Origin of the sequence: Holdemania sp. 1001302B_160321_E10 (assembly GCF_015552275.1) — a bacterium.
In the GTDB taxonomy this organism is placed as follows: domain Bacteria; phylum Bacillota_I; class Bacilli_A; order Erysipelotrichales; family Erysipelotrichaceae; genus Holdemania.
The window spans coordinates 13,786-38,267 of the sequence record NZ_JADNEM010000007.1 but is presented as its reverse complement, the minus strand read 5'-3'; the positions used below and the strand labels follow the sequence as shown (position 1 = coordinate 38,267).

General features: G+C 53.7%; 16 protein-coding genes. All 16 read right to left on the bottom strand.

The features are described 5' to 3' along the window. Positions 1-630: 630 nt before the first annotated feature. The 16 genes from I2D94_RS05730 to I2D94_RS05655 all read right to left on the bottom strand — a co-directional run bounded on the left by I2D94_RS05730 (position 631) and on the right by I2D94_RS05655 (position 24,280). Positions 631-1,818, bottom strand: a complete 1,188-nt coding sequence (locus I2D94_RS05730; RefSeq protein ID WP_072686144.1) for a SpoIIE family protein phosphatase — start codon at positions 1,816-1,818, stop codon at positions 631-633. Next, positions 1,811-3,499 (bottom strand): [Fe-Fe] hydrogenase large subunit C-terminal domain-containing protein, encoded by a 1,689-nt coding sequence (locus tag I2D94_RS05725; protein ID WP_195395944.1) that lies wholly within the window; start codon positions 3,497-3,499, stop codon positions 1,811-1,813. Before I2D94_RS05725 ends, I2D94_RS05730 begins: the two co-directional genes overlap by 8 nt. Further along, positions 3,496-3,744, bottom strand: a complete 249-nt coding sequence (locus I2D94_RS05720) for a (2Fe-2S) ferredoxin domain-containing protein (protein ID WP_072685820.1) — start codon at positions 3,742-3,744, stop codon at positions 3,496-3,498. The genes I2D94_RS05725 and I2D94_RS05720 overlap by 4 nt, the downstream gene beginning before the upstream one ends. Positions 3,745-3,762: 18 nt before the next feature. Further along, a complete protein-coding gene (locus I2D94_RS05715; RefSeq protein WP_072685818.1) occupies positions 3,763-5,217 on the bottom strand; it encodes a 4Fe-4S dicluster domain-containing protein in 1,455 nt (484 codons plus the stop codon). Between the two features lie 887 nt (positions 5,218-6,104). Next, positions 6,105-7,094: a hypothetical protein gene (locus I2D94_RS05710; protein ID WP_195395943.1), complete on the bottom strand. Its 990-nt coding sequence runs from the start codon at positions 7,092-7,094 to the stop codon at positions 6,105-6,107. A gap of 131 nt (positions 7,095-7,225) precedes the next feature. Then, complete coding sequence (locus tag I2D94_RS05705; protein ID WP_195395942.1) at positions 7,226-8,845, bottom strand: GGDEF and EAL domain-containing protein; 1,620 nt, start codon at positions 8,843-8,845, stop codon at positions 7,226-7,228. Positions 8,846-8,941: 96 nt separating this feature from the next. Further along, complete coding sequence (locus I2D94_RS05700) at positions 8,942-9,733, bottom strand: HAD family hydrolase (protein WP_195395941.1); 792 nt, start codon at positions 9,731-9,733, stop codon at positions 8,942-8,944. A gap of 141 nt (positions 9,734-9,874) precedes the next feature. Further along, positions 9,875-12,781 (bottom strand): EAL domain-containing protein, encoded by a 2,907-nt coding sequence (locus tag I2D94_RS05695; protein ID WP_195395940.1) that lies wholly within the window; start codon positions 12,779-12,781, stop codon positions 9,875-9,877. 455 nt (positions 12,782-13,236) lie between these two features. After that, the gene (locus I2D94_RS05690; RefSeq protein ID WP_195395939.1) at positions 13,237-14,772 is read right to left on the bottom strand and encodes an FAD-dependent oxidoreductase; all 1,536 of its coding nucleotides are present in this window, start codon (positions 14,770-14,772) and stop codon (positions 13,237-13,239) included. 101 nt (positions 14,773-14,873) lie between these two features. After that, on the bottom strand, positions 14,874-15,434 hold the full coding sequence (locus I2D94_RS05685) for a TetR/AcrR family transcriptional regulator (RefSeq protein WP_072685806.1): 561 nt from the start codon (positions 15,432-15,434) through the stop codon (positions 14,874-14,876). Between the two features lie 154 nt (positions 15,435-15,588). Then, entirely contained in the window at positions 15,589-16,110 is a 522-nt protein-coding gene (locus I2D94_RS05680; protein ID WP_195395938.1) for a nitroreductase family protein, read from the bottom strand. Between the two features lie 40 nt (positions 16,111-16,150). Then, positions 16,151-18,088, bottom strand: a complete 1,938-nt coding sequence (locus tag I2D94_RS05675; RefSeq protein ID WP_195395937.1) for a bifunctional diguanylate cyclase/phosphodiesterase — start codon at positions 18,086-18,088, stop codon at positions 16,151-16,153. A 129-nt stretch (positions 18,089-18,217) separates the two neighbouring features. After that, entirely contained in the window at positions 18,218-18,811 is a 594-nt protein-coding gene (locus tag I2D94_RS05670) for a YcxB family protein (RefSeq protein ID WP_195395936.1), read from the bottom strand. A 176-nt stretch (positions 18,812-18,987) separates the two neighbouring features. Continuing rightward, positions 18,988-20,829, bottom strand: a complete 1,842-nt coding sequence (typA, locus tag I2D94_RS05665) for a translational GTPase TypA (RefSeq protein ID WP_195395935.1) — start codon at positions 20,827-20,829, stop codon at positions 18,988-18,990. A 235-nt stretch (positions 20,830-21,064) separates the two neighbouring features. Further along, positions 21,065-22,597: a flotillin family protein gene (locus I2D94_RS05660; RefSeq protein WP_195396013.1), complete on the bottom strand. Its 1,533-nt coding sequence runs from the start codon at positions 22,595-22,597 to the stop codon at positions 21,065-21,067. A gap of 261 nt (positions 22,598-22,858) precedes the next feature. Continuing rightward, positions 22,859-24,280 carry a D-alanyl-D-alanine carboxypeptidase family protein gene (locus tag I2D94_RS05655; RefSeq protein ID WP_195395934.1) on the bottom strand — a complete coding sequence of 474 codons (1,422 nt, stop codon included), beginning with the start codon at positions 24,278-24,280 and terminating at the stop codon, positions 22,859-22,861. Positions 24,281-24,482: the final 202 nt, after the last annotated feature.

Here is a 24,482-nt window from a genome sequence, read left to right as displayed (position 1 = left end):
TTTCTTCCGGTGCGCTCCCTGCGCTTCAGGATAGAAAGACAAGACGATGGCTTTTGGCCGCTTGGTGATTGCGTGTCACAGAACTTTTTCAAAGCATTACGCTTTGGCATCAACAAGGGTAACCCTGTTTCAATTTCGGCATTTGACCCGGCTGTCCGAGGCCTGTTCTTCGTGGAACATCAGGTCATGCGGCCGGTCGTTTTCAACCGGCAATGACGTGGTACTCATCATTCAAAATCAACGGGCGTGATCGTCTGTTTTCCCATCCCTCCTTAACTTCAATCACGAAAAAATTATATCAAAAAAATTCGTCAGCGCAAGTATAAATTTAATAAAGTGATATCATCTGTTTAGCCACACTAAACTTTTGAACAATTTCTCTGGCTGAAGCCTGCATGATTGCGCAGCGGTGTTCTTCCTTAGGAGAAACGATTGGTTCCGGCTGCCTTCTGACCAAATGAAAACTGCCGCAAGATCCGGCAGCTTTTCTACTTCTCTATCAACTTCTCCATAAACCACGTCCGCAAAGCCAACTGGGAAATTCCACAATGGATCGTCCCATTCTTCAGCATCAGGCAATATGCATCTTCGCTCTTTGCACGTCAATTTCATTCCCGATTATCCTTTTGTTTAATACAGCTCGATCTGGACGATCTTGCCCAGCTTCTTGAGATTTTCAGCCATCCGTTCAATCATCCGGATTTTTGCCCGCAGCGAGATCGTCGAATAGGCTAACTGGCGGTGCGCGGGATTATCGGAACGGCCGACCATGAACACGATTTTCGTGCAGTCCTGCAAAAACATTTTCGTCAGCAAGATCGCGCCGTCTTCCTGCTTCGTCAGCAGAAACTGCTCGTAAAACTGCGGCGACTGAGCGCATTCGTGCAGATATTCATTCGCTTTCTGCAGCGTCAGCACCCCTTCGGTCACTAAATCCAGCCCTTCGATATAGGCCATCGGCGGGACGTCGGAGGTTAAGGATAACAGGTTTTCAATCTGGATTTCCTTGCCGGTAATCCGTGAAACAATGTTGGACGTCGTCCCGCCGCAGCAGATTTTCTTCCCCGTGGCGCTTAATAAACGGCCGACCACCTTGCGGTCGTCCTCCGGATGTTCCGGCGGCCCGACCATCACGCGGGCCTCCGTGGCCGGCACGATCTTGGCCGTGGCCACCGTCGAATCGTCGCCTGGCTGGCCCTGATACAGATCGTTGACGCAGGCCAGTAAAATCCGCGTCACCTCGCGTGCCGGATCAGTCGAGCGGCAATATTCCGTCAGATGTTTTTCCACATCGGCGTGATCCCAGCCGAAGTTCAAAAACGTACCGACCCCGGCGTGGATAATCCCGTCGGAAAACACGACGATGAAATCGTTTGGCTCTACCTGAAAGCTGCTTTCCCGGATTCGCCGCTGCCCGATCACCCGCGTTGTCCGCGGCAATTCAATACAGGTGCCCCGGCGCATGATCACGGCGGCCGGATTATCAAATTCGATCAGATGCGCCGTCCCGTCGTAGTAAATCTGAACGATGGTAAACGTGGAATACGCGATTCCGCGCTCCTGACATTGCGGCAGCGTCGCAGTGATCGTATCGACCGCTTCCTGCAGCGTCGCACCCTCTGCCATCATCTCGCAGATGATCGTGCTGGTCAGTGTGGAAAGGATGTTCGCTTTCACCCCGCTGCCCAACCCGTCGGCCAAAACCAGAATGCAGAACTGATCGCAATAGCGGATCGCCACCTTATCGCCGCACAGTTCCTCATTCTTTTTGATCAGCGAGGAAAACGACGTTTCCACATGGATTTTTTCTTCAATCATCTTCATCCATCGCTTTCATCAGCCGCGTTAAGGCAACCTTGGACTTCGCCGTCGTTTCGCCTAACAGGCTGGCGATTTCCTGAACGACGCGCATCTGATCGTCGATGACGGTCTGCGCAACCTCCGCCGTCTTCATCTGCATCTGGCGGATGACTTTCTCCTTGGTTTCCTCCACCGTCAGATCCATTAAAATCAGGATGACATAGCGGTGATCCTCAATCGAGATCATCGCGTGGTTTAAGATTTTATGATATTGCGGATATTCGCAGCGGTAATACTGGACGCCGACAAAATCCTGAAGCAGCTCATGCAGCCCCTGATCCGGCAGAATCGACTCGACCGGCATGCCGATCGGATCAATTTCCTGCAAATTCATCATATTCAGCGCCGCAGGATTGATCTCGCGCACGCAGTTATGCTCATCCAGCACGAGAATTCCATTCGGTGTGTTCTCGATGATCAGATTGGAAATCGACTGGGCGTGCTCGAGTGCGTAGGGCAGACAGAGCTTCGGATCCGCTTTGCCCTCCAGCACTGCGATCGCTTTGGCGCGGCAGCTTTCGTAACCGCAGGCGCCGCAGTCCAGCTCCTTTTCCCGCGTCGTCTTGCCCATCAAAAACAACATGTCCTTAATTTCTTCTTCGGTATGCGTCGTCCGCTCGATTGGATCGGCCTGCCACTTCGCGCGCAGATTGGCGGGCAGCTGGGCCAGGCGCACCTGATCCTGGGGATCCATGTTGCGTCGGATCGCGCTGCGCGCTCTCCATTCGCTGTGATCGACATGGCATAACAGCGGACCGCCCAGACAGGACTGTTCGCAAGCCGACAGTTCGAAGAAATAGCCTTCCATGTGTCCCTGAGCGATCGACTTCAGCGCATCCCGGACGCGGTCCATGCCTTCCGCACTGACCCGCTCGTACACTTCGTCCGAACTGCTTAAGGTGCGGATCACCCCGCCGGGGGTCGGATACATTCGTACGGTGCTGGCTTTCAGACTTTCCCATCGGACTTCCGGTTGTTCCTCATCCTCGTTTACAGGTTCGTCTTTCAGCCAGACAGAAAGATCCGGCATCGTTAACACCGCGTCGATGGCCCCCGCAAAGCGCGGATCGGCAGCTTCCTTCTGCTTCGCGATGCATGGCGTCAAAAACACCGTCTTCACACCCGGATAACGCTCTTTCAAATCATAGCCATGCGCGATCATCGGCGACACAACCGGCGCCAGCTGATCGACAAGTTCCGGAAAATTTTTCTCAACATAGGTGACGACGGCCGGACAGCACGTCGACAGAATGTTTTTCATCTGATGTTCCTCGATCAGCTTCATGTAAGCCTGAGAAACCAGCCGGGCGCCGACCGCCGTTTCCTCGATCACCTGAAACCCGATCGCTTTCAGCTGTCGTTTCAGCCGCGGATAGTCCGGCCAGACCGACGCAAAGGACGGTGCGATGCTTAAGGCCAGCGGCTGACCCTGAGCGATCCACTGACGGACCTGATCGACGTCGCTGTGAACCTTTTTGGCGCTGTGCGGACAGATTGCGTAGCATTTGCCGCACAGAATACACTCGTCTTCAAGAATTGTAGGCTGATGATTCTGATACGTCATCGCCTTGGTGGGACAGACGCGCACACAGCGCAGGCAGTTGCGGCAGTTCGCCTCGGACAGCTGGATGTAGCTCATGCCAGGGCCGCCGTAATTTCCCGCTCGAGCACTTCTCTGACATTATGCAGACCGACACCCAGCAGCTGCTTGCCGTTAACGCGCAGTCCCAGGCCCTGTGTGCAGACCTGCATGCAGAAAGCCCCCTTTACATTGACCTGATCTTCCCAGCCTTTTTCTTTGATTAACTCCTGCAGAATTGTGACGACTTCATTGCTGCCCTTGACGTAACAGGCGCTTCCAATACAAACTTCAACAGTGACCATGTCGCTTCTCCTTTTCGCTTATTTTCGATGCATCGGCACGCCGGTAAAATCAAAGCTTTCCAGCGATTCCTCAATCGTTTTCTGTTGGCCGTTATTTTCTTTCGCCATCCGGCCTTTTGCCACCATCGGCGGCTCGATGACCGCCGGCCCGGCGATGCAGCCGCCCGGACAGGCCATGCCTTCCAGAATGTTGCCGGTAAACTTGCCGAACTTCATTAACGTCAGCTGCTTCTTGCATTCCATGCAGCCGTCGGCGTACACGCTCACCGGCGCGGCCATCGCTTTTTCCTTTGCAGCCTGCGCGACCGCTTTGCCAACACCGCCGCCCTGAGCGAAGTTGCGGCCGAAGATCGACGGATAGTCTTCCTCTTTCGCCTCTACTTCCGAAGGATCAATGTGTTTGGCGATCATCATCGCCGCGATTTCCTCAAAGGTCAGCACGTAATCAACGGCGGTAAAGGATTCCATCGCTTCCTGCTTTTTCGCCAGACATGGGCCGATAAAGATCACGCCGTGATCCGGATGGTCTTTTTTCAGCTTGCGGGCCAGCGCCATCATCGGTGAAACGACGGTCGACATATTGTTTTCGTAAATCTGCGGGAAGTGCATCTTTGCGAGGTTGACAAAAGCCGGACAGCAGGAGGTCGTCATCGGCACGCCGGCTTCCATCTTTTCCGCCAGCTCGGCCTGTTCCTCCCACGCGACGGCGTCCGCGCCCAGCGCGACCTCGTAGACTTTTTCAAACCCCAGCAGCTCAATGCTTTTCTTGATCTGCGGCAGGGTGGCGTTGTCAAACTGCCCCTGAATCGCTGGAGCAACAATCGCAAACATCGGCGTTCCCATTTTCAACAGGCTGACGACAGGCACGATCCATGACATATCCTCAATCGCGCCAAACGGGCAGGCGGCCTGACAGGCGCCGCAGTTGATGCATTTGGTTTCGTCGATCTGAGCGATCCCATTTTCATCCCAGCGGATTGCGTCGACCGGGCAGTGCTGGGAACACGGCCGCTCGGTGACGACGATCGCGTTGTATGGACAGCTGCGGGCGCAGGCGCCGCACTCCTTGCATTTTGTATAATCGATCTGGGCGCGGTGCAGCCCCATGCTGATGGCATCGAACTTACACGAAGCCAGACAGGCTTTCGCCATGCACTTGCGGCAGTTGTCGGTGATCTGAATCTTGCGGATCGTGCAGCCGTCGCACGCCGCGTCGATCACCTGAACGATCTGACGCGGATTGTATGCCGCAGCTTCATCCGCCATTTTCCCGCACGCCAGGCGCGTGCGCTGCCGCAGGATTTCTCTTTCCTTATACACGCAGCAGCGGAATTCCGCCTTGCGCCCCGGGATCAGTTTGCGGCTGATCGCGGCCGCGCTGTCGTCCGTCAATTTTCCTTCATAAGCCAGCTGTGAAATTTCCTTGAGCACGTCGAACTTGAACTGACGTGCTTCGTGATTGAACATGGACATTGTTTTCTCCTCCATTGCTAACAAATTCACATTACCATAGATAGCGCTGATTTTCAATTCTGAAAACCTACTTTTATTATCGCATATTCCGCAAGTGCTTTCAAAATAATTGTAAGCTTGTTTAACAATCGTTAAACTTACTATTTCCTGGGAAATTCAAGGCTGAAAAACAACCTTTAAACGGCGCTGTTCCTCAAAACTCTCGTTCCGGCTTCCTGCTGCCGCCATTCTGCTGAAACAGAGACCTAAGAAGCAAAACCGGCTTATTTCCCGATGCTCGTTATCAACGGAAATCAAAGCACGAAAAAAGAACCCGCATTTTTTGCAGGTTCTTCATCTATGTTATTGATTCTATTTATACCGATGAACCGCAGCGGCTGTTTTCCAACATTTCCGCAACTCTCTCTATGACATCAATTCGATTCCACTGCTGAAACCAAACCGTTCTCATTTCTTCCTCGCGTTTACCCTTAATCCTCACAAAATGGCTGTTTATCTGTTCGATGGCTGTTTTGTAAATTTTCAGCAAAATGGGAAGTTGTAAGAAGCATCACACGGATCTGCGATTCATCGCGCAGCGCCGGCGTTTAGCGGCGGTATCCTCTCTGTCCAGGTTCCATTTACTTTAACCTCCTTAGAATAAACGTTCCGTTTATTCTGAAAGCTTCGCTCCTCTTACTTTATCAGCCTTAATGGATTCATTGAGAAACTAGGTTCTCTCCTTAACGGACTCAACCGTTCTGATCGGCTGTCTGAGGGATCAGCTTTTTCTGTTTGAAGATCTCTTTCCTTATCTTCGACTTCATTATAAACAGAGTTTTCAAAAAAGTAAGCCCTTTCATTCAAATTTTTTTCGTGCTATAATAAAAATGTTGAGGGTTGCCGTTTCAGGACAACCCTTTTTTACTGTATTCCGCGTTCTGATCTTCCTCTTTTTCCCATTGCAGCTCCATGCCGCCCTGCGACCACAGGCTTTCATGAACCTTCACGCCATGATGCAGCAGCGTCACATGCGCCCGGCCGCTGAGACTTTCCTGAATCTGGCCCTGCATCCGCCCGTTGTGCGGCGAAGCCAGCGAACAGGCCGGACCGCATTCCAGACGGATCCGGATCTGCCAGCCGCCCTGATGAAACCGCAGCTTCGCCCACCCGGAACCCTCTTTAAACTGACGGCAGCGCAGCGATTCCAGACGGCAGCCGGTATAGGTCGCAAAGCGATGCAGCTGATCGCGCAACTTGACGACAAGCAGGCAACCATTAAATGTCAGCGGTCCTAACGGGATACTGGCCAGCGACAGGAAGAAGCACGAATCCGGTACGCCGCACTGGTTGGACTGAAACCACAGATAGCGCTGGGGAAACGAAGTGCCGCGATCCTTTTCCAGATAACCCACGCCGGTTACGGGAAGCGAACGTCCGTTGGCAATAACCAGACCTTCCGCATGATGATGCAGGCTGATCACGCCATGCACGCATTCCATATTTTTCAAATACGCGAACGGTCCCATGATCGTCGGGGCGTACCGGGAAAACGGCAGCGGCGTCAAGCCGCTTAAACGAAGCCGGACTTTCAGCTTTGGCAGATCGAGCTTCACGCGCGTCAGCGAAAATTCGTTGCTTCCCAGCGTCAGATGAAACGGCGACTGCCGCACTACCGCGTCCTGCCAGCCAAATTCCGCCCATTGTGATTGATTCGTCAACGTATCCGTCGTCTGAATAAAAAACGGCGCGGCTGAATGCTGCGGGCTGAAACCGACGATCACCGCCAGCGAACAACGCGGGTCGCACAGCCGGAAATACCAGCCTTCAAAATAATCTTTCTTTTCGCCAAGGGAATGCAGTCCCATTTCTTCTCTGCGGATCTGTGCTGCACGCATCCAATCACCTGCTTTCCCTTGCAGTATTTCCCACACGCGGCCACCTTAATCCTCAAAAATTCAGAAAATGAGAGACAACGGGATAATCTTGTACAAAAGAAAAGACGGAAAACATTCCGTCTGGGTTTGATCTAGGGCAGAATCGTGCCGATAAGCGGCTCCAGCTGCGTCGCCATCATCGGCCTGGCAAAATAAAAGCCCTGATACAGCGTGATCGGATAAGCTTTTAACAGCTTCAGGATGCGGGCGTTTTCCACCCCTTCAGCCACCAGTCTGATTTCCAGCTTGCAGCACAGCGACACGACGCTTTCGATAATCGCCAGATCCACCTGATTTTGTTCGCTCAAATCCCGGATAAACGATTGATCGATCTTCACGGAATCGGCCGGCAGGTTGCGGATCAGCAGCAGCGTGGAATACGCGATGCCGAAATCGTCGAGCGACAGATTGAAGCCGAACGCCCGCAAGCGGGCAAATTCCTGCGCCAGTCCTTCAAAGTCCTCGACCTGACAGCTTTCCGTCAGCTCAATCGCAATCTGATGCGGGTTGATTTCCAACCGCCGGGCTTCCGCGATCAGAAAATCGGCAAACCCTGGATCCTTAAACTGCAAATAGGAAACGTTAAACCCGGTGATAAAATCCGGACTTTTGCGCTGCCAGGAGCGCGCCTGGGCAAACACCTGACGGACGATCCAGCGGCCGACCGGAAGAATTTCCCCGGTGTTTTCCAACAGCCGGATCATTTCCCCGACGTCGGGATCGGCATTCCACCTTAACAGCGCTTCGCAGCAGACCACGCGGTGATCCTGATCGACTAACGGTTGATAAACCATTGAAAAGCCCTCGCACGCATGATTGACAGAGCGCGCCAGCATTTGCTTCAAACCACTTATCCGGCGGTATTCGGACGAAACCTCAAGGCTGAAAAAGACCAGCTGAGAACGCCGGTGTGCCTTGCCATGGGCCAGAGAATGTTCCAGCTTGCTGATGAGCGCCTCCTGCGTCGTTCCATCCTGCGGCACGCAGACAGCGCCGCCGGTGATTTCCAGACTGACCTGCCGGCTGCCCAGCTCTTTTGCCGCCTGCCTCAGCGCTTCAAACACGCTGCCGGCCTGATTGCGGCTGCCATCGGGAATCAAAACGGCGAATTCATCGCCTTCAAACCGGTACAGCGTCGCCGCCATCGGGCAGACCTGACGCAGCTTTACGGCGAAATCCGCAAGAATTTCATCGCCTCCGCGGTATCCATAATTGTTGATGACTTCGCGGAAACCATCGAAGCCGACGACCATCGCCACGCCTTTGATATCTGTAAAGTCCAGTTCGGCAAACTCCCGCATCGTCGGCAGACCGGTCAGCGGATCGATTTTATTGCGCGCGTCCAGGCGCGTCATCATTCCGACGAACAACCACGGTTCACCCTGTTCGTTTTTCATCATCGTGCCGCGGCATTCCAGCCACACATAATCGCCGCTCTGGCTGAGTGCCCGGTATTCACAGCTGTGGTGCGTCTTGACGCCGGAAAAAACGTCTGCGATGTCCTTCAGGTATCGGCCGCGATCTTCCGGATGGATTTTTGCCTTCCACAAAGCAGCGGCATTTTCCATATATTCGCCCGGCAGGCCGAAAAAGGTCACGGCATTTTTCGACCAGTGAGACAAATCCCGTTTGACGTCGCAGACATAGATATAAACCTGTTCAGAAGCTTCGGAAAAAGCGGTGAACAGAGCGTTGTCCAAAATCGTAGGCATCCGTTTTCCCCTTTCGTATCCTTTTCTATTTTAGGGAATTCCTGCCAAATTTCAAATTGATTACCTAAACGGATCGTTTTCCGACTTAAATCAGCGTCAAATACAGCCCAGATGCGCTAATGCCCGGGCGATGCCGTCCTGATCGGACGAAGTTGTGACATAATCCGCGAGCGCCTTCACTTCTTCCACGGCGTTGCCCATCGCCACTGCCGTGCCGGCCAGCTTCAACATTTCCACATCGTTGTAATTATCGCCAAACGCCGCGACTTCTTCAGGCGCAATTTTCAACTGATCGATCAGCTCCCGCAAACCGACCGCCTTGTTCATGCCGCGGCTCACGACGTCGTAGCCGTCGGCGGAATAGCGCAGAAACGCCAACTCTGAATCGGCATGGAAGACTTCATCCACCGCCTCAGGCTCGGCATGCACGCTCGCGCTTTGCGGCAAAGCGCTCAGATGCCGGTCTTGCGTGGGACAGTCGATAAACGGTTCCGGTCCGATATCCGATTCTTTCTGCGGCTGCAGCCAGTCAATCTTCTCCGGATGTTGATAAATATAACAATGGTCAAGAAACTTCCAGGCCAGCCCCGCCTGATGAGAACGGCAGAACGCGTTGACGCGCTCCACCTGTCCCCGCGATAAATCATGATGCGCCAGAATCCGTCCCTGACCGTCGGCGACCACCGCGCCGTTGACCGCCAAAATGTAATCGGGGTTCAAGGCGTTAAGCGCCGCGCCCAATCCGTAATGCGTCCGTCCGGTCGCAATCACAAAAATCAGGCCGTTCTGCTTTGCCTGTGCGATCGCTTCCCGGCATGAGCGCGGTATTTCATGGCGGTTTAAATCATACAACGTCCCGTCGACGTCAAAGACCAACAGTTTTATCATCGAATCATCACTCCTGGCCTTATTGTACCAGAATTCACTCATCCCGGGCGCGTTTTTCCCTTTCACAGCTCAGAAAAAAACATTTTCCCGCAGGTTTGCGCCTGCTTTGGAAAATGTTTTGTCAGCGCCGATCCGCCGGCTTCAAGCTTCATCCTTCGCACAACACAGCGCGGCATAGTCCTCCTCCGACACCGGCCGGGAGAAATAATAGCCCTGGATGTAGCGCGTGTTAATGGATTTCAGGAAATCAACCTGGGCCTGTGTTTCCACACCTTCGACGATCACCGGAATATTCAGGGAATGGGATAAATTGACGATCGACGCGATCACCGCGCCGCTGCGCTGGGCATTGTTTTCATCAGAGCTGATAAAGCCCATATCCAGCTTGATGATATCCACCGGCGCATCCTTGAACATGTTCAGCGAGGAATAACCGGCCCCGAAATCGTCCATCAGCACGGTAAAGCCGGCCTGCTGCAGCTGCCGGATCACCGCGTAAATTTGTTCGGTATCCTCAGCGCAGGCAGTCTCCGTAATCTCCAGCTGCAAATCTGCGGGCTTCAATTCATATTTTGCGATCAGATCAAGAAACAGAGCGACCAGATTGGTGCGGTAGAAGTTATACTTCGAGACGTTGACCGATATCGGCAGCACCTGCGCATGGAGATGGCGCTGCCGCTGCAGAAACTGGCACGTCTTTTCCCAGATATAATAGTCCAGCTTCATGATCAGGCCGTTTTCTTCCAGGACGCTGACAAACTGCCCCGGCCCTAACAAACCGCGGGTCGGATGCCGCCAGCGGGCCAACGCTTCGCCGCCGATCACGCGGCGGGCGATGATATCGTATTTCGCCTGGATATAAATGATCATCTCCCCGCGCTCCATTGCCCCCTCGATTTCATCCAGAACCTGCTGCTCGCGGATGATCCGCTGGCGCTGCTGATCCGTGTAGAAGCCGACCTCGCTGAACATCGGATCGATCCGGTTTTTAGCCGCCAGGGCAGCGCGGTCCTGCATCAGCTTCATCGGCAGCGAGCGATCGGTGATCGGATACACGCCGTATTCCAGAGACAGATTCAGATCGCTGGGATAGTCGCTGAGAATCTCCTCACGGCCATTGGCCTGATACGCTTCGCAGGACGTCATCAACATGAAATGATCCGCCGTAATCCGGCACGCCAGCGAGCCGGGATAGCGCCGGCAATAATCCTGCAGCCGGCTGCCGATATGACTTAACAGCTGATCGGCCTGTTCCACCCCGAGCAGTTCGTTGACAATCTTGAAGCGCCGGATGTTGATGTAGATCAGGTAGTAGGGCTGCGGATCCTGCATCAGCAGGGCCCGGGCTTTCTCCGTGAACGTATCCTCGTTGTACAAACCGCTGATCCGGTCCATTTCCGCCTTGTGTCTGAACATTTCCGTGCGCCGCCGCTGGATTTGTTCCTCGGTCTGCTTGCGGCTGCGGTAAAGCAGCAGCGTGACGCCCAGAATCAACGCCAGAGCCAGCGAGGCGACAAGATAGCGGTTGGCTTTCAGCCAGTCCATCCATGAGGGTTTATAGTGCAGGCCGAGGGTGGAATCATAAATGATCTGATTGATTTCTTTCTGCGACAAACAGGCGATCGTCTTGTTCAAGATTGTCATCAGCAGTGGATCGAGATCGACGCTGGCGGCGAAACAGGGCTGCAGCGCCGGGAATTCCAGCGGGTAATTGTCCTGCAGATCGCTGATCCCCGGTTTCCAGCTGTAATAATTCAGCGTATAGGAATCGCAGACCGTCGCGTTGGCGTGATGATCGGCGACCGCAAGCAGACACTCATAGAGCGAATCAGCATAGAGGATCTGACCGGATGGCATCTGATTTAAGAATTCGCTATTGACCGCGGTATTTTCCGTTACGATCAGACTGAACCCTTCCGCACTTTCCCCGCCGAAATCCTTTGCGTTGACCACAACCATAAGATCCAGCTGCAGCAGCGGATCGCTGAGCTGAACAGCGGCGTTGTGCGTCAGCCGCAGATTCCGCCGGGTAATGCCGCAATAAAGTGCCTGACGGGGATTCTGTTCGAGAAACGCGACGTAATCGGCATGCGGCGGCTGCGGAGTAAGCGCAAACCGCAGCCCTGATTTCTTTTCGATCAGCGCCAGCAGCTGCGGCCAGATGCCACTCAGCCTGCCGTTTTCCATACCGGCAAAGGGAATCTGCGAACCGTCCAGACCGACGGGAATTTCCCCCGCGTTGCGGATATAGGCGTCTTCCTCGCGGGTGAACAGCGGCTGCACGGAATACTGGCTGTCGCCATAATACTCGTCGTACAGATGAGCTTCAAAATAAGGATCCGCCAGCTGAATTTCCTTTAGCGCTTCGTCGATCTGCGCCATCAGATCTGGCCGGTTCTGGTTGGTAATGATGTAAAACGGCGCCGGTTCCAGCTTGAGCACGGCTTTCGCTTCATTATGCAGCGCCAGCCCGCCGCTGATGATCAGGTCGACCTGGTTTGACAGCAGCGCTTCCATCAGCTGATTTTCCGTCTTATATTCCGTCTGCGGACAATCCAGCCCCTTTTCCTGCGCATATCTCTGCCAGCTTTCATTTTGATAGCTGCCCTGAAGCAGCCCGACGCGCAAGCCGTTCATCGCCGCGCTGTCGTCATAATACACCGCCGCGTCTTCGCGGGCGTACACAACCGCCAGCTCCTCGCCGATCGGCTGGTGTGAAAATAGAAACCGCCCGGAGCGCTCTTCGGTATACTGCGCGGTCATGACCAGGTCGATCGCGCCTTCATTTAACTGATCGAGAATCTGTTGCCAGTCGCCATAAACATATTCATAGCGCCAGCCCGTAATCCGGCTGATCCGCTCGAGCAGTTCGACGCCGTAGCCGGTGTATTTTCCCGTTCCGGTTTCTTCTATAAAGCCGGCGTAGTCAATGTAGCCGACGCGGATGAGAGGCGCTTCCGCTTTCACGGAAGCCGGCGGCAATCGCGGGACGCTGAAACACAATCCCAGGCAGAATCCAAGCATTAAAATCAGACTGCGCTTTTTCATACGGCTTTCTCTTTCCTTCCTGAGGAGCGGTCCGGTTCAGGCCGCTGCCCGTTTCCCGGCGGTCATGGTCTTGTATATTTCTGTATTGTTCTATAATAGGATTATATCATTGATTTGTCAGAAATTGGGGAATATTCCGGTTTCTCTCCGCCGGATCGCCATTCTTACCCTAAATCGTTCACTTTTTACGTTTTTGTTTTGGATTGCTTCATGATGCACCGCGTATGCGCCATCTTTTAAGCTGGAATTGACGGCAGGATGTGAATCAGACAGACAAAGAGATCCTGTTTGGCATTCATACTGCGCCTGAATCCGAACGATTGCCCAAATTTCTCAAACGGGTCCCGGGTTAAAGCCGTTGAAAAACCAATTAAAAAGCGGAAGAACCGGAGATGTTTGCCCCGTTTCTTCCACTGCGTACCTCTGAGATTGTAATGAATTTCACCGGTTGCCGTTTACGCTGAGCGCTTCGCCGCCGCAGCCCCGGCTTTGCGTCCGAAGTGACAGGTGCCGATGACCGCGGTGCCGCTGCCGGGATAGTACGGGCCAACCCAGCCTCCGGCATTTAAGCCGGCTGCGTACAAGCCTTCGATCACCTTGCCGTTGACGTCGACCACTTCGCAATCCGTCGTAATCTTCAAGCCGCCTAACGCGCCCAAGTTATACGCGGTATTCTTATAGGCGTAGAATGGGCCGCTGATCGGCTCCAGGCCGTCCTTGCGGCCAAACGGATCCTTTCCAGCCGCAACATCTTCGTTCCAGTCCTTCATCGTCCGGACCAGGCCTGCCGCGTCGATGCCCAGCTTTTCCGCCAGATCCTCCAACGTATCCGCCGTGATCACCACGCCGTCGGCGACGTCCTTGGCTACTGTTTCCGCCGTCCATGGCGCACCGTCCGCTTCCAGACTGCTCGCGCCGAAAATCATATACGTCGGGCCTTGCAGCTGCATTTCCTGCTGATAGATCGCACGGTAATGATAAGCGTATGTTGCGTCCTCGCAGACAAACCGGCGTCCGGCCTGATTGACGATGAACGACGGGAATACCGGTTTGCGGTTATCCGTCGCCGCGCCGGTCTTGCCGCAGAAGTCGATTGTGCCGCCGCTGACATAGGCCGCGCCCAGCTCCATTCCCATGCGGATGCCGTCGCCCGTATCGGTAGCGACGCACAGACAGATCTGCGTCGTATCATCCCAATACTGCTGCGGATTCAGTTCCTTCGCCATTTCGGCGTTCTGGTCGACGCCGGCGGCTGCCAGGATGACGCCCTTGTTCGCCTTGATCGTGATCGTCTGACCGTTCTGAACCGCTTCTGCGCCGATCACCTTGCCATTGTCTGTGATCAGCCGGGTTACTTCAGTTTCATATTCCACGACCGCGCCCAAGCCCTCGGCAACCTTTAAAACCGCCTGCACGTAGATTCCGCCGCTGCCGGAAGCGCCGCCGCCTTCATAGACGTGAATCCGATCAGCCAGGACGTCGTCCTTTACATAAGGAACGTGGCAATGACCGTAAACGCTCGTCCATTTTAAGCCGCAGGTGCTGGCCAGCCATTCGATGTCCGCCGGCGCGCCCAGCGCCAGATCCTTGACCAGCGCTTCGTCCAGCTGTCCTTCGCCTTCCGCCATCCAGCATTCAAAATGCTTTTCCGGCGTATCGTCCTGATACTGCGTAAATTGTTTCTGATAGGTTGTGCCCGCTGCCTGCATGACGCCGCCGGACAGATTGGTTGTCCCTCCGGCTACGCCCGCCTTCTCCAGAACCAGCACCTTGGCCCCGGCTTCCGCCGCAGCCGCCGCTGCACACACCCCGGTGCCGCCGGCGCCGACGATTAACACGTCGGTTTCCTTTGTCCAGCTGATCGTGGACGCCGAGGCCTTCGGCGCATCCTCGCTGCTGCATCCGCCCAACATCCCGACGGCGGCCAGTCCCAATGTGGAAGCAGCGGCGCCTTTCAGGAAATCCCGGCGGCTGATTGATTTCTTTGTCATGTTTCTTTCCTCCTGCTTTGTGATTTTATTATCCAATTCAAAGAAAGAAGATTCAAGAAACAGGTCGGCATTTTTGTTTCTCTTTGTCCGCAGCTTCACGATCAGTCGTTGAAATATGGCTTAAATTGTTCCGGCAGCGTGTCGAAAGACAACTGAATCATCTCGTCGATATCCCGATCCATGCCCTTTTCCACCCATTCGCACATCAGCTCGAGATTGCCGTAAATGTGTACCCGCAGCATCGCCATCGTATGCCAGTCCTGAATGTCCTCGCCGTTGCGTTCCAGCGTTTCCGCATACAAATTCAGACTGATTTGAAAGATATAGTTGCGCAGCGAATTGGGATCGTGCGAGCGCAGCGCGTTCTGGAAGAAAAACAGATTTTCCTGAAATACCTGATACAGCGCCTTCACCGAATCATGCCAGCCGCAGCCGTCCAGAAAGGTATAGAGCGTCTTATCCAGAATTTTCTGATAGCTCTTGTTGACCAGATCATATTTGTCCTGATAACGCCGGTAAAAGCTGGAACGGCTGACATGCGCCTGTTTCAGCAGATCGTTGACGGTCAGTTTGTCTAACGGCATCCGCCGCATCAGCTCGATCAGCGCGTCGAACAGACATTGTTCCAGTTCTTCTTCATTCTGATTGATCGCAATCGTCATTTTCATCCTCCTTCCCGCTGGCGGCGTTTGTCCGCCGCGTTTAACCCTCTCTATGATAGCGAAAGGATCACGGCTTGACAATCGCTTTTCCCTACTTTCCCACCATGCCTGGCTGAAAGTACAAAAAACGCCGGCGAACCAGCGTTTTCTGCGTTTACAGCTTCAGGATATAATCGGCTTTGCGCGGCTTGGGCTGCGGCGCTTCGCCTTCCGGAATTCCCAGCGCCAGCGCACCGACGCCGCGCAGGTTCCCGCTTAATCCCCAGGCCTTTAACAGCGCCTTGCCTTCCTCACTGTCAAACATCTGGCGTTCGCGGTGAATCCACACGCTGCCCAATCCCAGCGCATGCGCCGCCTGCATCATCGTGCACAGCACGCAGCTGCCGTCTTCAACCCAGGTGCTGACCGTGCTGTCGGCCAGCACCAGAATGATCACCGGCGCGCCATAGTAAGGATCGGTGCCCGGCTTGGCATATTCGGCGTTCATGCGCGTCAGCTGCGCGCGCAGCTGGGGATCTTGAACGGCGATGATCACCGGCGATTGTTTTCCCTGACCACTTGGCGCATAGGTTCCTGTTTTCAAGACGATATCCAGCAGTTCGGCAGATGGGGCTTCGGAGTGAAAACGACGGATTGCCCGGCGTGTTTGAAGATCTTTGATCGTAGCTTCTGACATTTCAATGACCCTCCTTTTTGTCTCCATTATACCGCGTCCGTCAAGCGCCGGCTGGCTGACGATCATGAAAATGCGTCAGGAAATCGGCCAGCTGCGCTTCCGTCAGCGGCCGGGAATAATAAAACCCCTGGATCAGATCGACGCCTTCCGCTCGCACAAACTGATCCTGTCGGGATGTTTCCACCCCTTCCGCCAGTACTTCATACCCCAATTCATGAAAGACCCGTATCAAATATCCGAGCATCGTCGCGCTGCGCTTGTTTTCCACCGCCGACACGACCAGGCTGCGGTCCAGCTTCACTGTGCTCAGCGGCATGTGCATGACTGAATCAATGTTGGAATAGCCGGTGCCAAAATCATCCATCTCCATCTTCACGCCATGTTCCATCATCGCCCGGGCAAAGCGGATCGTTTCCTCCGGATTTTCCGCCAGAGCTGTTTCGGTGATTTCAATGATGATCTGTTTGGGATCGGTCCGGCATTCTTTCAACGTTTGCAAGACGGTTTCCGCCAGCTCCGGCTGAACCAGCTGGACGGCCGAGAAATTGACGTGAACCGCCGGCAGCGGAATTCCCTGATCCTGCAGCCGGGCGATCATCGCGCAGATCTGCCGCAGAATCTGCCAGGTCATCGGGATGATCAAACCGGTTTCCTCAGCGATCGGTATAAATTCAGCCGGAGACAGCGCTCCCAACGGGCTTTCGGGAATCCGCATCAGTGATTCGACCGCGCTGATGCGTCCGGTCTTCACCGCCACAATCGGCTGATAAACCATAACCAGCGCCGCTTCCTGCAGCTTTTGTTTTAAGATTTCAATGATCTCCGTGCGCCGCCGCATCCCTTCCAGCATCGCCGGATCGCAATAGCATGTCGGCCAGTGATGCAGCTTCGCCTGATTGACCGCGTATTCCAGCCCGTTGATCAAGCCTTCAAGATTTTCCGCACTGTTGGGATAAGCTGCCAGCCCGATCACCGCGTGCAGCCGGTACTCATATCCGTCGACGTGAAACGGCTTGTTAAACAGGGCCAGAATGTCCTGCTGGAGTTTTTCCATTTCTTCCGGCGTGCGGTTGTGGATCAGCAGTGCGAATTCATCGCCGGAAAACCGGTATACCGGATACGGCGCCGCCATCGTTTTCAACGTCGCCGCGATCTGCTTGAGGAAGTGATCGCCGGTTCGCTGGCCGAAGTGATCGTTGATCTGCTTGAAGTCGCGCAGCGAAATCACCATGACTGAAAACAGCGAACGGCCGCGCTGCATCGACAGGTTGATCAGCTTCTGAAATTCAAGGCGGTTGCCCAATCCGGTCAACGGATCCAGAGAGATCTGCTTGTTCTGCAGATAGAGATAAATCAACAGGATCGCCGTCGTCGCCGCCGAACCGCTTAAGACGACGTGGGGAAACAGCTGCTGGACTACGATGACGCTGCAGGCGATCAGCGGGAAAACAAATAGAATGCGATAAATCTGCGGCTGAAGCCAGCGGCGGTACCGCCGCACCAGCAGCACCGAAATCAGGCAGTAGAAATAAAAAATAAGATACGTTGCAATGATCAGCGGGCCGCGCAGATACATCCCCGCGCGAATTGAAAACAACGCGCCTGTGAAAGGGTTCAGCAGCACCAGCGCGGCATAGAAAACGCCGGGCAAAACGCCGAGTATTAACGCCAGCCGTCCCCCCGCGTGTTCCTCGAAAATCGTCGCTGCCGTGTAGCAATAATACGCCAGCCCCATTAACGGCGTCGCTAAAAAATAGATTTCCGTCACGCCCCAGCACAGCCACGATTCAACCCAATGCGGACTGGCCAGCATAAGCGTTGAAAGGACGTTCGATACCATCGCGGCAAAGGTCGCCCCCAGACAGCACTGAAACATCCGGTTTTTCCACGACGGCAGCAGCGTGCCTTTGTGGGCATACACCAGAATGATCGATAAGAAAACAATGGAGATGCACTCCGCCGCGATATTCCAGGACATACGCTCCCTCTTTTCTTTGAATTAGTTCGTTATTCAATCGCTTTCATTATAACCATTTCTGAAAGCAATTACAATTCAAGAGTGATCGCCGCGAATGATGGAAAAATCGTTCTTCCAGCTCTCTCCTTCCTAGATTTTACTTGTTGCCAACTTAAACGTTTCCTTCAGGAAAGCCTTTACAGAAGGCTTAACAGGCTCTCTGTTTGTCAGCTTCTGCTTCAAAAAATCCAGAAGCTCGGGATCACAATGCTTTTTTTCTAACGGGTATCCTTTATTCTTCTGCGGTTGGACAAAAAGAAATTCCGGATCTTCCAGATAACCGTAACATTCGGCATAGTTCAATCGGCTCCAGCTGTTTTCCGTGCTGACTTCAAATGCATCCTCGCCAAAGGAAAAGCGGATTGTATAACCGGTCTTCGATCTGAAATTTTCTTCGATTATTTCATTGATCGCATGCTGAACCATGGATTTGATGATTTTGGGTGTAGCACACGCCCTGACGAAAAAGAAACTTCCGCCAAAGATAAGAAAACAGGCTAATGCGAAGTCCGTCCCCCGCAAGATAAATAAAACTCCCAGTCCCATCAATAAAAGCGCTTCGCCCCAGCAGATGATCAGATAATTCCATTTTAATAAAGCATAATCAGAGCGCGTGGAAAGTTTGTAGAATACGCTGAGAGAGTAGGGGCCGGCGTGAGTTTGAACATGATTCTGATCCATCATCAATTTCTCCTGTTCGATTTTATCGCTTTGCGGATCCATTCCGGCGCGCAAGGCTGACTTTTTCTTTAACTTCATTATACCGGCGGATTCGGTGAAAAACAACGGGCATTCGTCTGACGGATCCACTCTGGCGCGCGAAAGAAAAAACATCCGCGATCAAACGAATGTTTCAGGGTTTATTCTTCTTCCAGCTCCGCCGCGGCCTTGTTCAGCTCGCGCATGTGCTGCCGGCGTTCCAGCGCGGTCAGATATTTCTTGCGGATCCGGATATCGGTCGGCGTCAGCTCGACCAGTTCGTCGTCGTTGATGAATTCCAGTGCTTCTTCCAGCGACATGATCTTCGGCGGAACCAGCTTCATCGCTTCATCGTTGCCGGTGGAACGAACGGCCGTCATCTTCTTGTTTTTCAGCGGATTGACGTCCATGTCCATATTCCGGGCCGCCATCCCGATGATCATGCCTTCGTAGACCTCGGTCTGCGGGGATACAAACAGCTGGCCGCGTTCCTGGATATTCCACAGCGCGTAGGTCATCGCCTTGCCGGTTTCCGTAGAGATCAGCGCGCCGTTGGCCCGCTGCGGGATATCGCCCTTGTAGGCTTCATAGCCGGCCAGACGGCGAACCATCGTGCCTTCCCCGCGCGTATCGTTGATGAATTCCGAACGGTAGCCCAATAAGCCGCGCGTCGGAACCGTGTATAAAATTCGCGTATAACTGCCTTCATCCTGAATATCGACCATGATTCCCTTACGCAGATTCAGTTTGGAAATGACCGTGCCTGAATATTCGTTAGGGACGCTGCACACGACTTCCTCAACCGGCTCGTACAGCGCGCCGTCGACCTTGTGCATGATGACCTCCGGCTTGGAGACCGCCACTTCATAGCCTTCCCGGCGCATGTTTTCCAACAGGACCGACAGATGCAGCTCGCCGCGGCCGGAAACCTTGAAGCAGTCGGTCGTATCGGTTTCTTCGACCTTCAGGCCGACGTTGACTTCCAGTTCCTTTTCCAGCCGTTCGCGGATGTTGCGGGAGGTGACATATTTTCCGGACTGTCCGGCAAATGGCGAGGTGTTGACCATGAAGTTCATCGACAGGGTCGGTTCTTCGATCCGGATCATCGGCAGCGGCCGGATGCTTTCCGGATCGCACAGCGTATCGCCGATCGAGATATCAGCCACGCCGGAGATCATGACGATCTCACCGCACTGGGCTTCCGAAACCGCAATCCGGCTCAAGCCCTTATACACGAACACCTGATTGATTTTACGGCGTTCCTGACGGCCTTCGTCATTGCACAGAATCACTGTGCTGCCCTCTTTCAGCGTTCCTTCATAAACCCGGCCGATGCCCAAACGACCGATGTAATCGTCGTAAGCCAGAGCGGAAACCTGCATCTGCACCGGCTCTTCCGTGAAATCCGGATACGCTTCGCAATGCTTCAGGATCGTTTCGAACAACGGGATGATATCCTCGTTTTCATCATTTGGCTGATAGCGTACAATTCCCTGACGGGCGATGCCGTAAAGAATCGGGAAATCCAGCTGCTCATCGGTCGCGTTCAGATCGAGGAACAAATCGTAAACCTCGTCGATAACCTGATCAGCCCGTTCATCCTTCTTGTCGATCTTGTTGATCAGAAGGATCGGACGCAGACCGCATTCCAGACTTTTCTGAAGCACGAAGCGGGTCTGCGGCATCGGTCCTTCGCTGGAGTCCACCAGCAGGATGACGGTGTCGACCGTCTTGATAATCCGTTCAACCTCGGAGGAAAAATCCGCGTGGCCCGGAGTATCGACAATATTGATTTTGTAATCCTTGTACGTCACGGAACAGTTCTTGGAATAAATCGTAATTCCCCGTTCCCGTTCCAGATCGTTGCTGTCCATAACGCAGTCGACCGTCTCCTCGTTATCCCGGAAAACGTGACTCTGATTTAAAAACGCATCTACCAGCGTCGACTTACCGGCGTCGACGTGGGCAATGACCGCGATGTTAATAATCTTCTGATATGCCATAAAAGTACCATTCCTTTACACAGTGATTTATTATAGACGCATTATCATTAAATTACAACAAAAACCGCATAACAAAGCGATAAATCGAAGATTGACAAATTTTGAAAAACGCGATGGAACGACTTCCTCACGTCTTGTTGAGACCCCGGTTTTCTCCCGTTTCTTCCCGAATGGGACAATCCCGGACGCTTTGCAGTTTGTGAGAATCCATGAATTTCAAGCAAACGAAAACCGGTCAGTCAGCGACCGGTTCGTTTTCCTCCTGCACCGTAGCGGCGGGCTCGGCTTCTGTTTCCGGCTGGGACACTTCCGTTGAAGACGGCAGCGTCAGGCCGCGGACGTTGAGATTGCGGTTAACCTTGGCGTCATAGGAGCCAGCCCGGACGATTTCCTTCAGGTCGATGCCGGTGGTTTCCTTCATCGACTCAAATAATTTCGCCATGACGGCCGGCACGTTATTGGACACCCCGTCCAATCCGCTGCCTTCGCCGCCGATAATCGTGATCTTGTCAATCTGGCTTAACGGTTCGGCAATCTTGCCGGCAACCTCCGGCAGAATCTGGATCAACATTTCCGCCATTGCGGCGTCGTTGTATTTCTGATAGGCCAGCGCTTTCTTTTCCATCGCTTCCGCCTCGGCAATGCCCTTGGCCCGGGCGGCTTCCGCTTCCGCTTCGCCGACCATCTGGATGCCCTGCGCTTCGCGTTCCTTCGTATACCGCTCCGCGTCGGCTTTGGCTTTCTGCGCCTCCGCTTCCTGCTGGATTTCAAATTTACGCGCTTCCGCTTCTTTCTGGCGAGCGTACAGCTGGGCGTCGGAACGCTGCTGCTGCGCGTATTTCTCCGCTTCCGCCTGCTTGCGGATCTGCGCGTCCAGTGCTTTTTCCTTGACCTCCGCTTCTTTTTCCTTCAACAAAACCTCGCGTTCCTGCTTGGCAATATTGGCGTTGGCCGATGTGATTTCAATCGTTTTGCGCTGGGTTTCCTGTTCGATCTGATATGCAGCGTCGGCTTCCGCCTGTTTGAGATCCGCTTCCTTTTTCAGTTCAGCCTTCTGGATTTCCAGCTCGTTGTTTTTAATCGCGATCTCGCGCTCGGCATTGATCCGCGCATCGCTGGCCTGCCGGTCGGCCTCGGCCTTCGCCACGGCGATTTCCTTATCCGCTTCGGCTTTGGCGATCGCGGCTTTCTTCTTGATCTGCGAGATATTGTCGATGCCCAGATCGTCGATCACGCCGTTGGAGTCGGAGAAGTTCTGGACGTTGAAGCTGATGATGTCCAGTCCCATCGCCGCCAGATCCGGCATCGCGTTTTCCTTGACCAGCTCCGCGAATTTCTGCCGGTCGCTGACCATTTCCTCTAGTTTCATGCGGCCGACGATCTCGCGCATGTTGCCTTCCAGCACTTCGCGCGCGACGCGGGCGATGTAATCCGTATCCTGATTCAGGAAGTTTTCTGCGGCGACGGACAACCGGCCGCTGTCGCTGCTGATCTTGATATTGACGGCGGCGTCGACCTGGATATTGATGTAATCCGCGGTCGGCACGGCGGTAGACGTCTTGACGTCGATCGGAATCAGCTTCAGACTCAGCCGGTCCATCCGTTCAAAGAAAGGAATTTTAATACTGGCCTTGCCGATGATAATTTTCTTCCGCAGGCCGGAAATGATATACGCCGTATCGGGCGGCGCTTTGATGTAGCCGGTCGTCAAAATTACGATGACGAGCACAGCAATGACGAGCACGATGATCAAACTCTGATAAGCCATTACTGCTTCCAACACAAACATCCCTCCTTCACTTGTGGTGGCGCCTTGCTTGCTTTCTGTTTGCCGATTCCTCACCTCTTTCCGGCAATTTGCTTCGATAATTTATTTCTCTTATTTATCTTATCAAATTGTTGATCTTAGTTTAGCATAGATTTTCCATTTTGTAAATATATTCACAAAATTCTTATTCAGCAGTTATCTCCCTCCGTTATTTCCATATAAAAAGACAGGAATCGAATCTCCTGTCAGTTCATTATTGAATCACAGATGCGGACGGCGCTTGCGTTTCTTCCTGGCCGATTTGTAGCGGCGCTGTTCCCGCCGGTAATCGCGAATCAAGATCAGACACAGAACCAAACCCAGCACGGTTAACCCGAAAAAGACGGTATGCGCTTTTACCCACAGCTGAAATTGATGGAAGCCATAGAGCAGCGCGCTGCGTTTGTAACTGCGCGGACTGGTCAGCTCGATCCGAGCCAATTCCTGCGGAGTTTCCGTGTCGGTGCGGGTGATTGTCACCGTGCCCAAGCGCTGACCTTCCTCAATCGGCGCCTGAAGCTTGCCATCCAGCTGGGTTTCGATCTGCAGCGCAGACCGATCATCGCCGTTGGGAAGGTTCAGCACAACGTCGGTCCCGGCCTTCAATGTCAGCTTGTCGTTGAACAGGACAAACGGAACCTTGGTTTCCAAGAGTGTCTGATCAGCCGTCAAAACGGTCTGCTTGCTGTAATGGTCATAGAAATAATCATAGAGGTGAGCGGCGTCAAGAATGTGATACGGGGTATTGGATACCGGGGCATGCGCGGTGATCAACAGATACCGCGTGCCGTTTTTCTCCGCGATCGAAGCCAGACACAGACCGGCCGGATTGGTATACCCTGTTTTGCCGCCAAGAATCGAATCGTTGGCGATCTTGGTAGGATCGGTCGATGAGATCTTCGCGAACAGCGTGCTTTCCCACACCAGCCCGCCGGGGTGCAGCGACGGGGTGGCGGTGTAGCGGCGGGTCTGGAAAATCTCGTTAAACGTCGGGTTTTCCAAAGCGTAGCGCATCAGCTTTTCCAGATCACGCAGCGTCGTGTAGTGATCGGGATCATGCAGCCCGGACGTATTGACAAAATGCGTTCCCGACATCCCCAACTCCGCGGCTTTTTCATTCATCAAATCGACAAACGCCGCTTCGCTGCCGGCTTCCTCCAGCGCCAGCGCCTGGGCGGCATCCGCCCCCGAAGGCAGAAACAGACCGTAAAGCAGATCCTTGACCGATACGATTTCCCCCGGCTTGAACCCGGCGACCGAAGCGTGCGCCTCTGCCAGTCCGGCGAACACCTCCGGCCCCAGCGTCATCGTGCTGTCCAGCGCCGGGGCGTTTTCAATCGCCACTAACAGCGTCATCATCTTCGTCATGGAAGCAGGATAAATCTGATCCTCGCTGCCTTTGTCAATCATCACCTGGCCGGTGTCCATATCGACCATGTAGACAAAATCGCTTTTGATCTGCGGAAAATCCGCATCCTCTTCCAAATAAGCAGTCCCATCCTCAAAGCTCGGCGCATCCTGGCGCACGATTTCCCCGATCCGGGAATCCGCCGTGATCAGCGCGCGGCCAGAGACTTCCGCATGAACCGGCGTCAGTGTCAGACCCAGCGCCAGTAAACTTAATTGAATCATTCTTTTTTTCACGTTGCAAAACTCCTCGCTGAATTCCTTCTTATTATAACAAAAGTCCTGTCGATGTTCCTTGCGATTTTCTTTCATTTTTCTCAATCTGCTTAACTTTTATTCCTTAATGATTACGATTTTCTGATCAAACAAGGCGGGAGAAAGCTTAAGCGCGGGTTGTCGGTCTTTTGGCCTTGTATTCCTCCGATTGATCGGCGCTTGT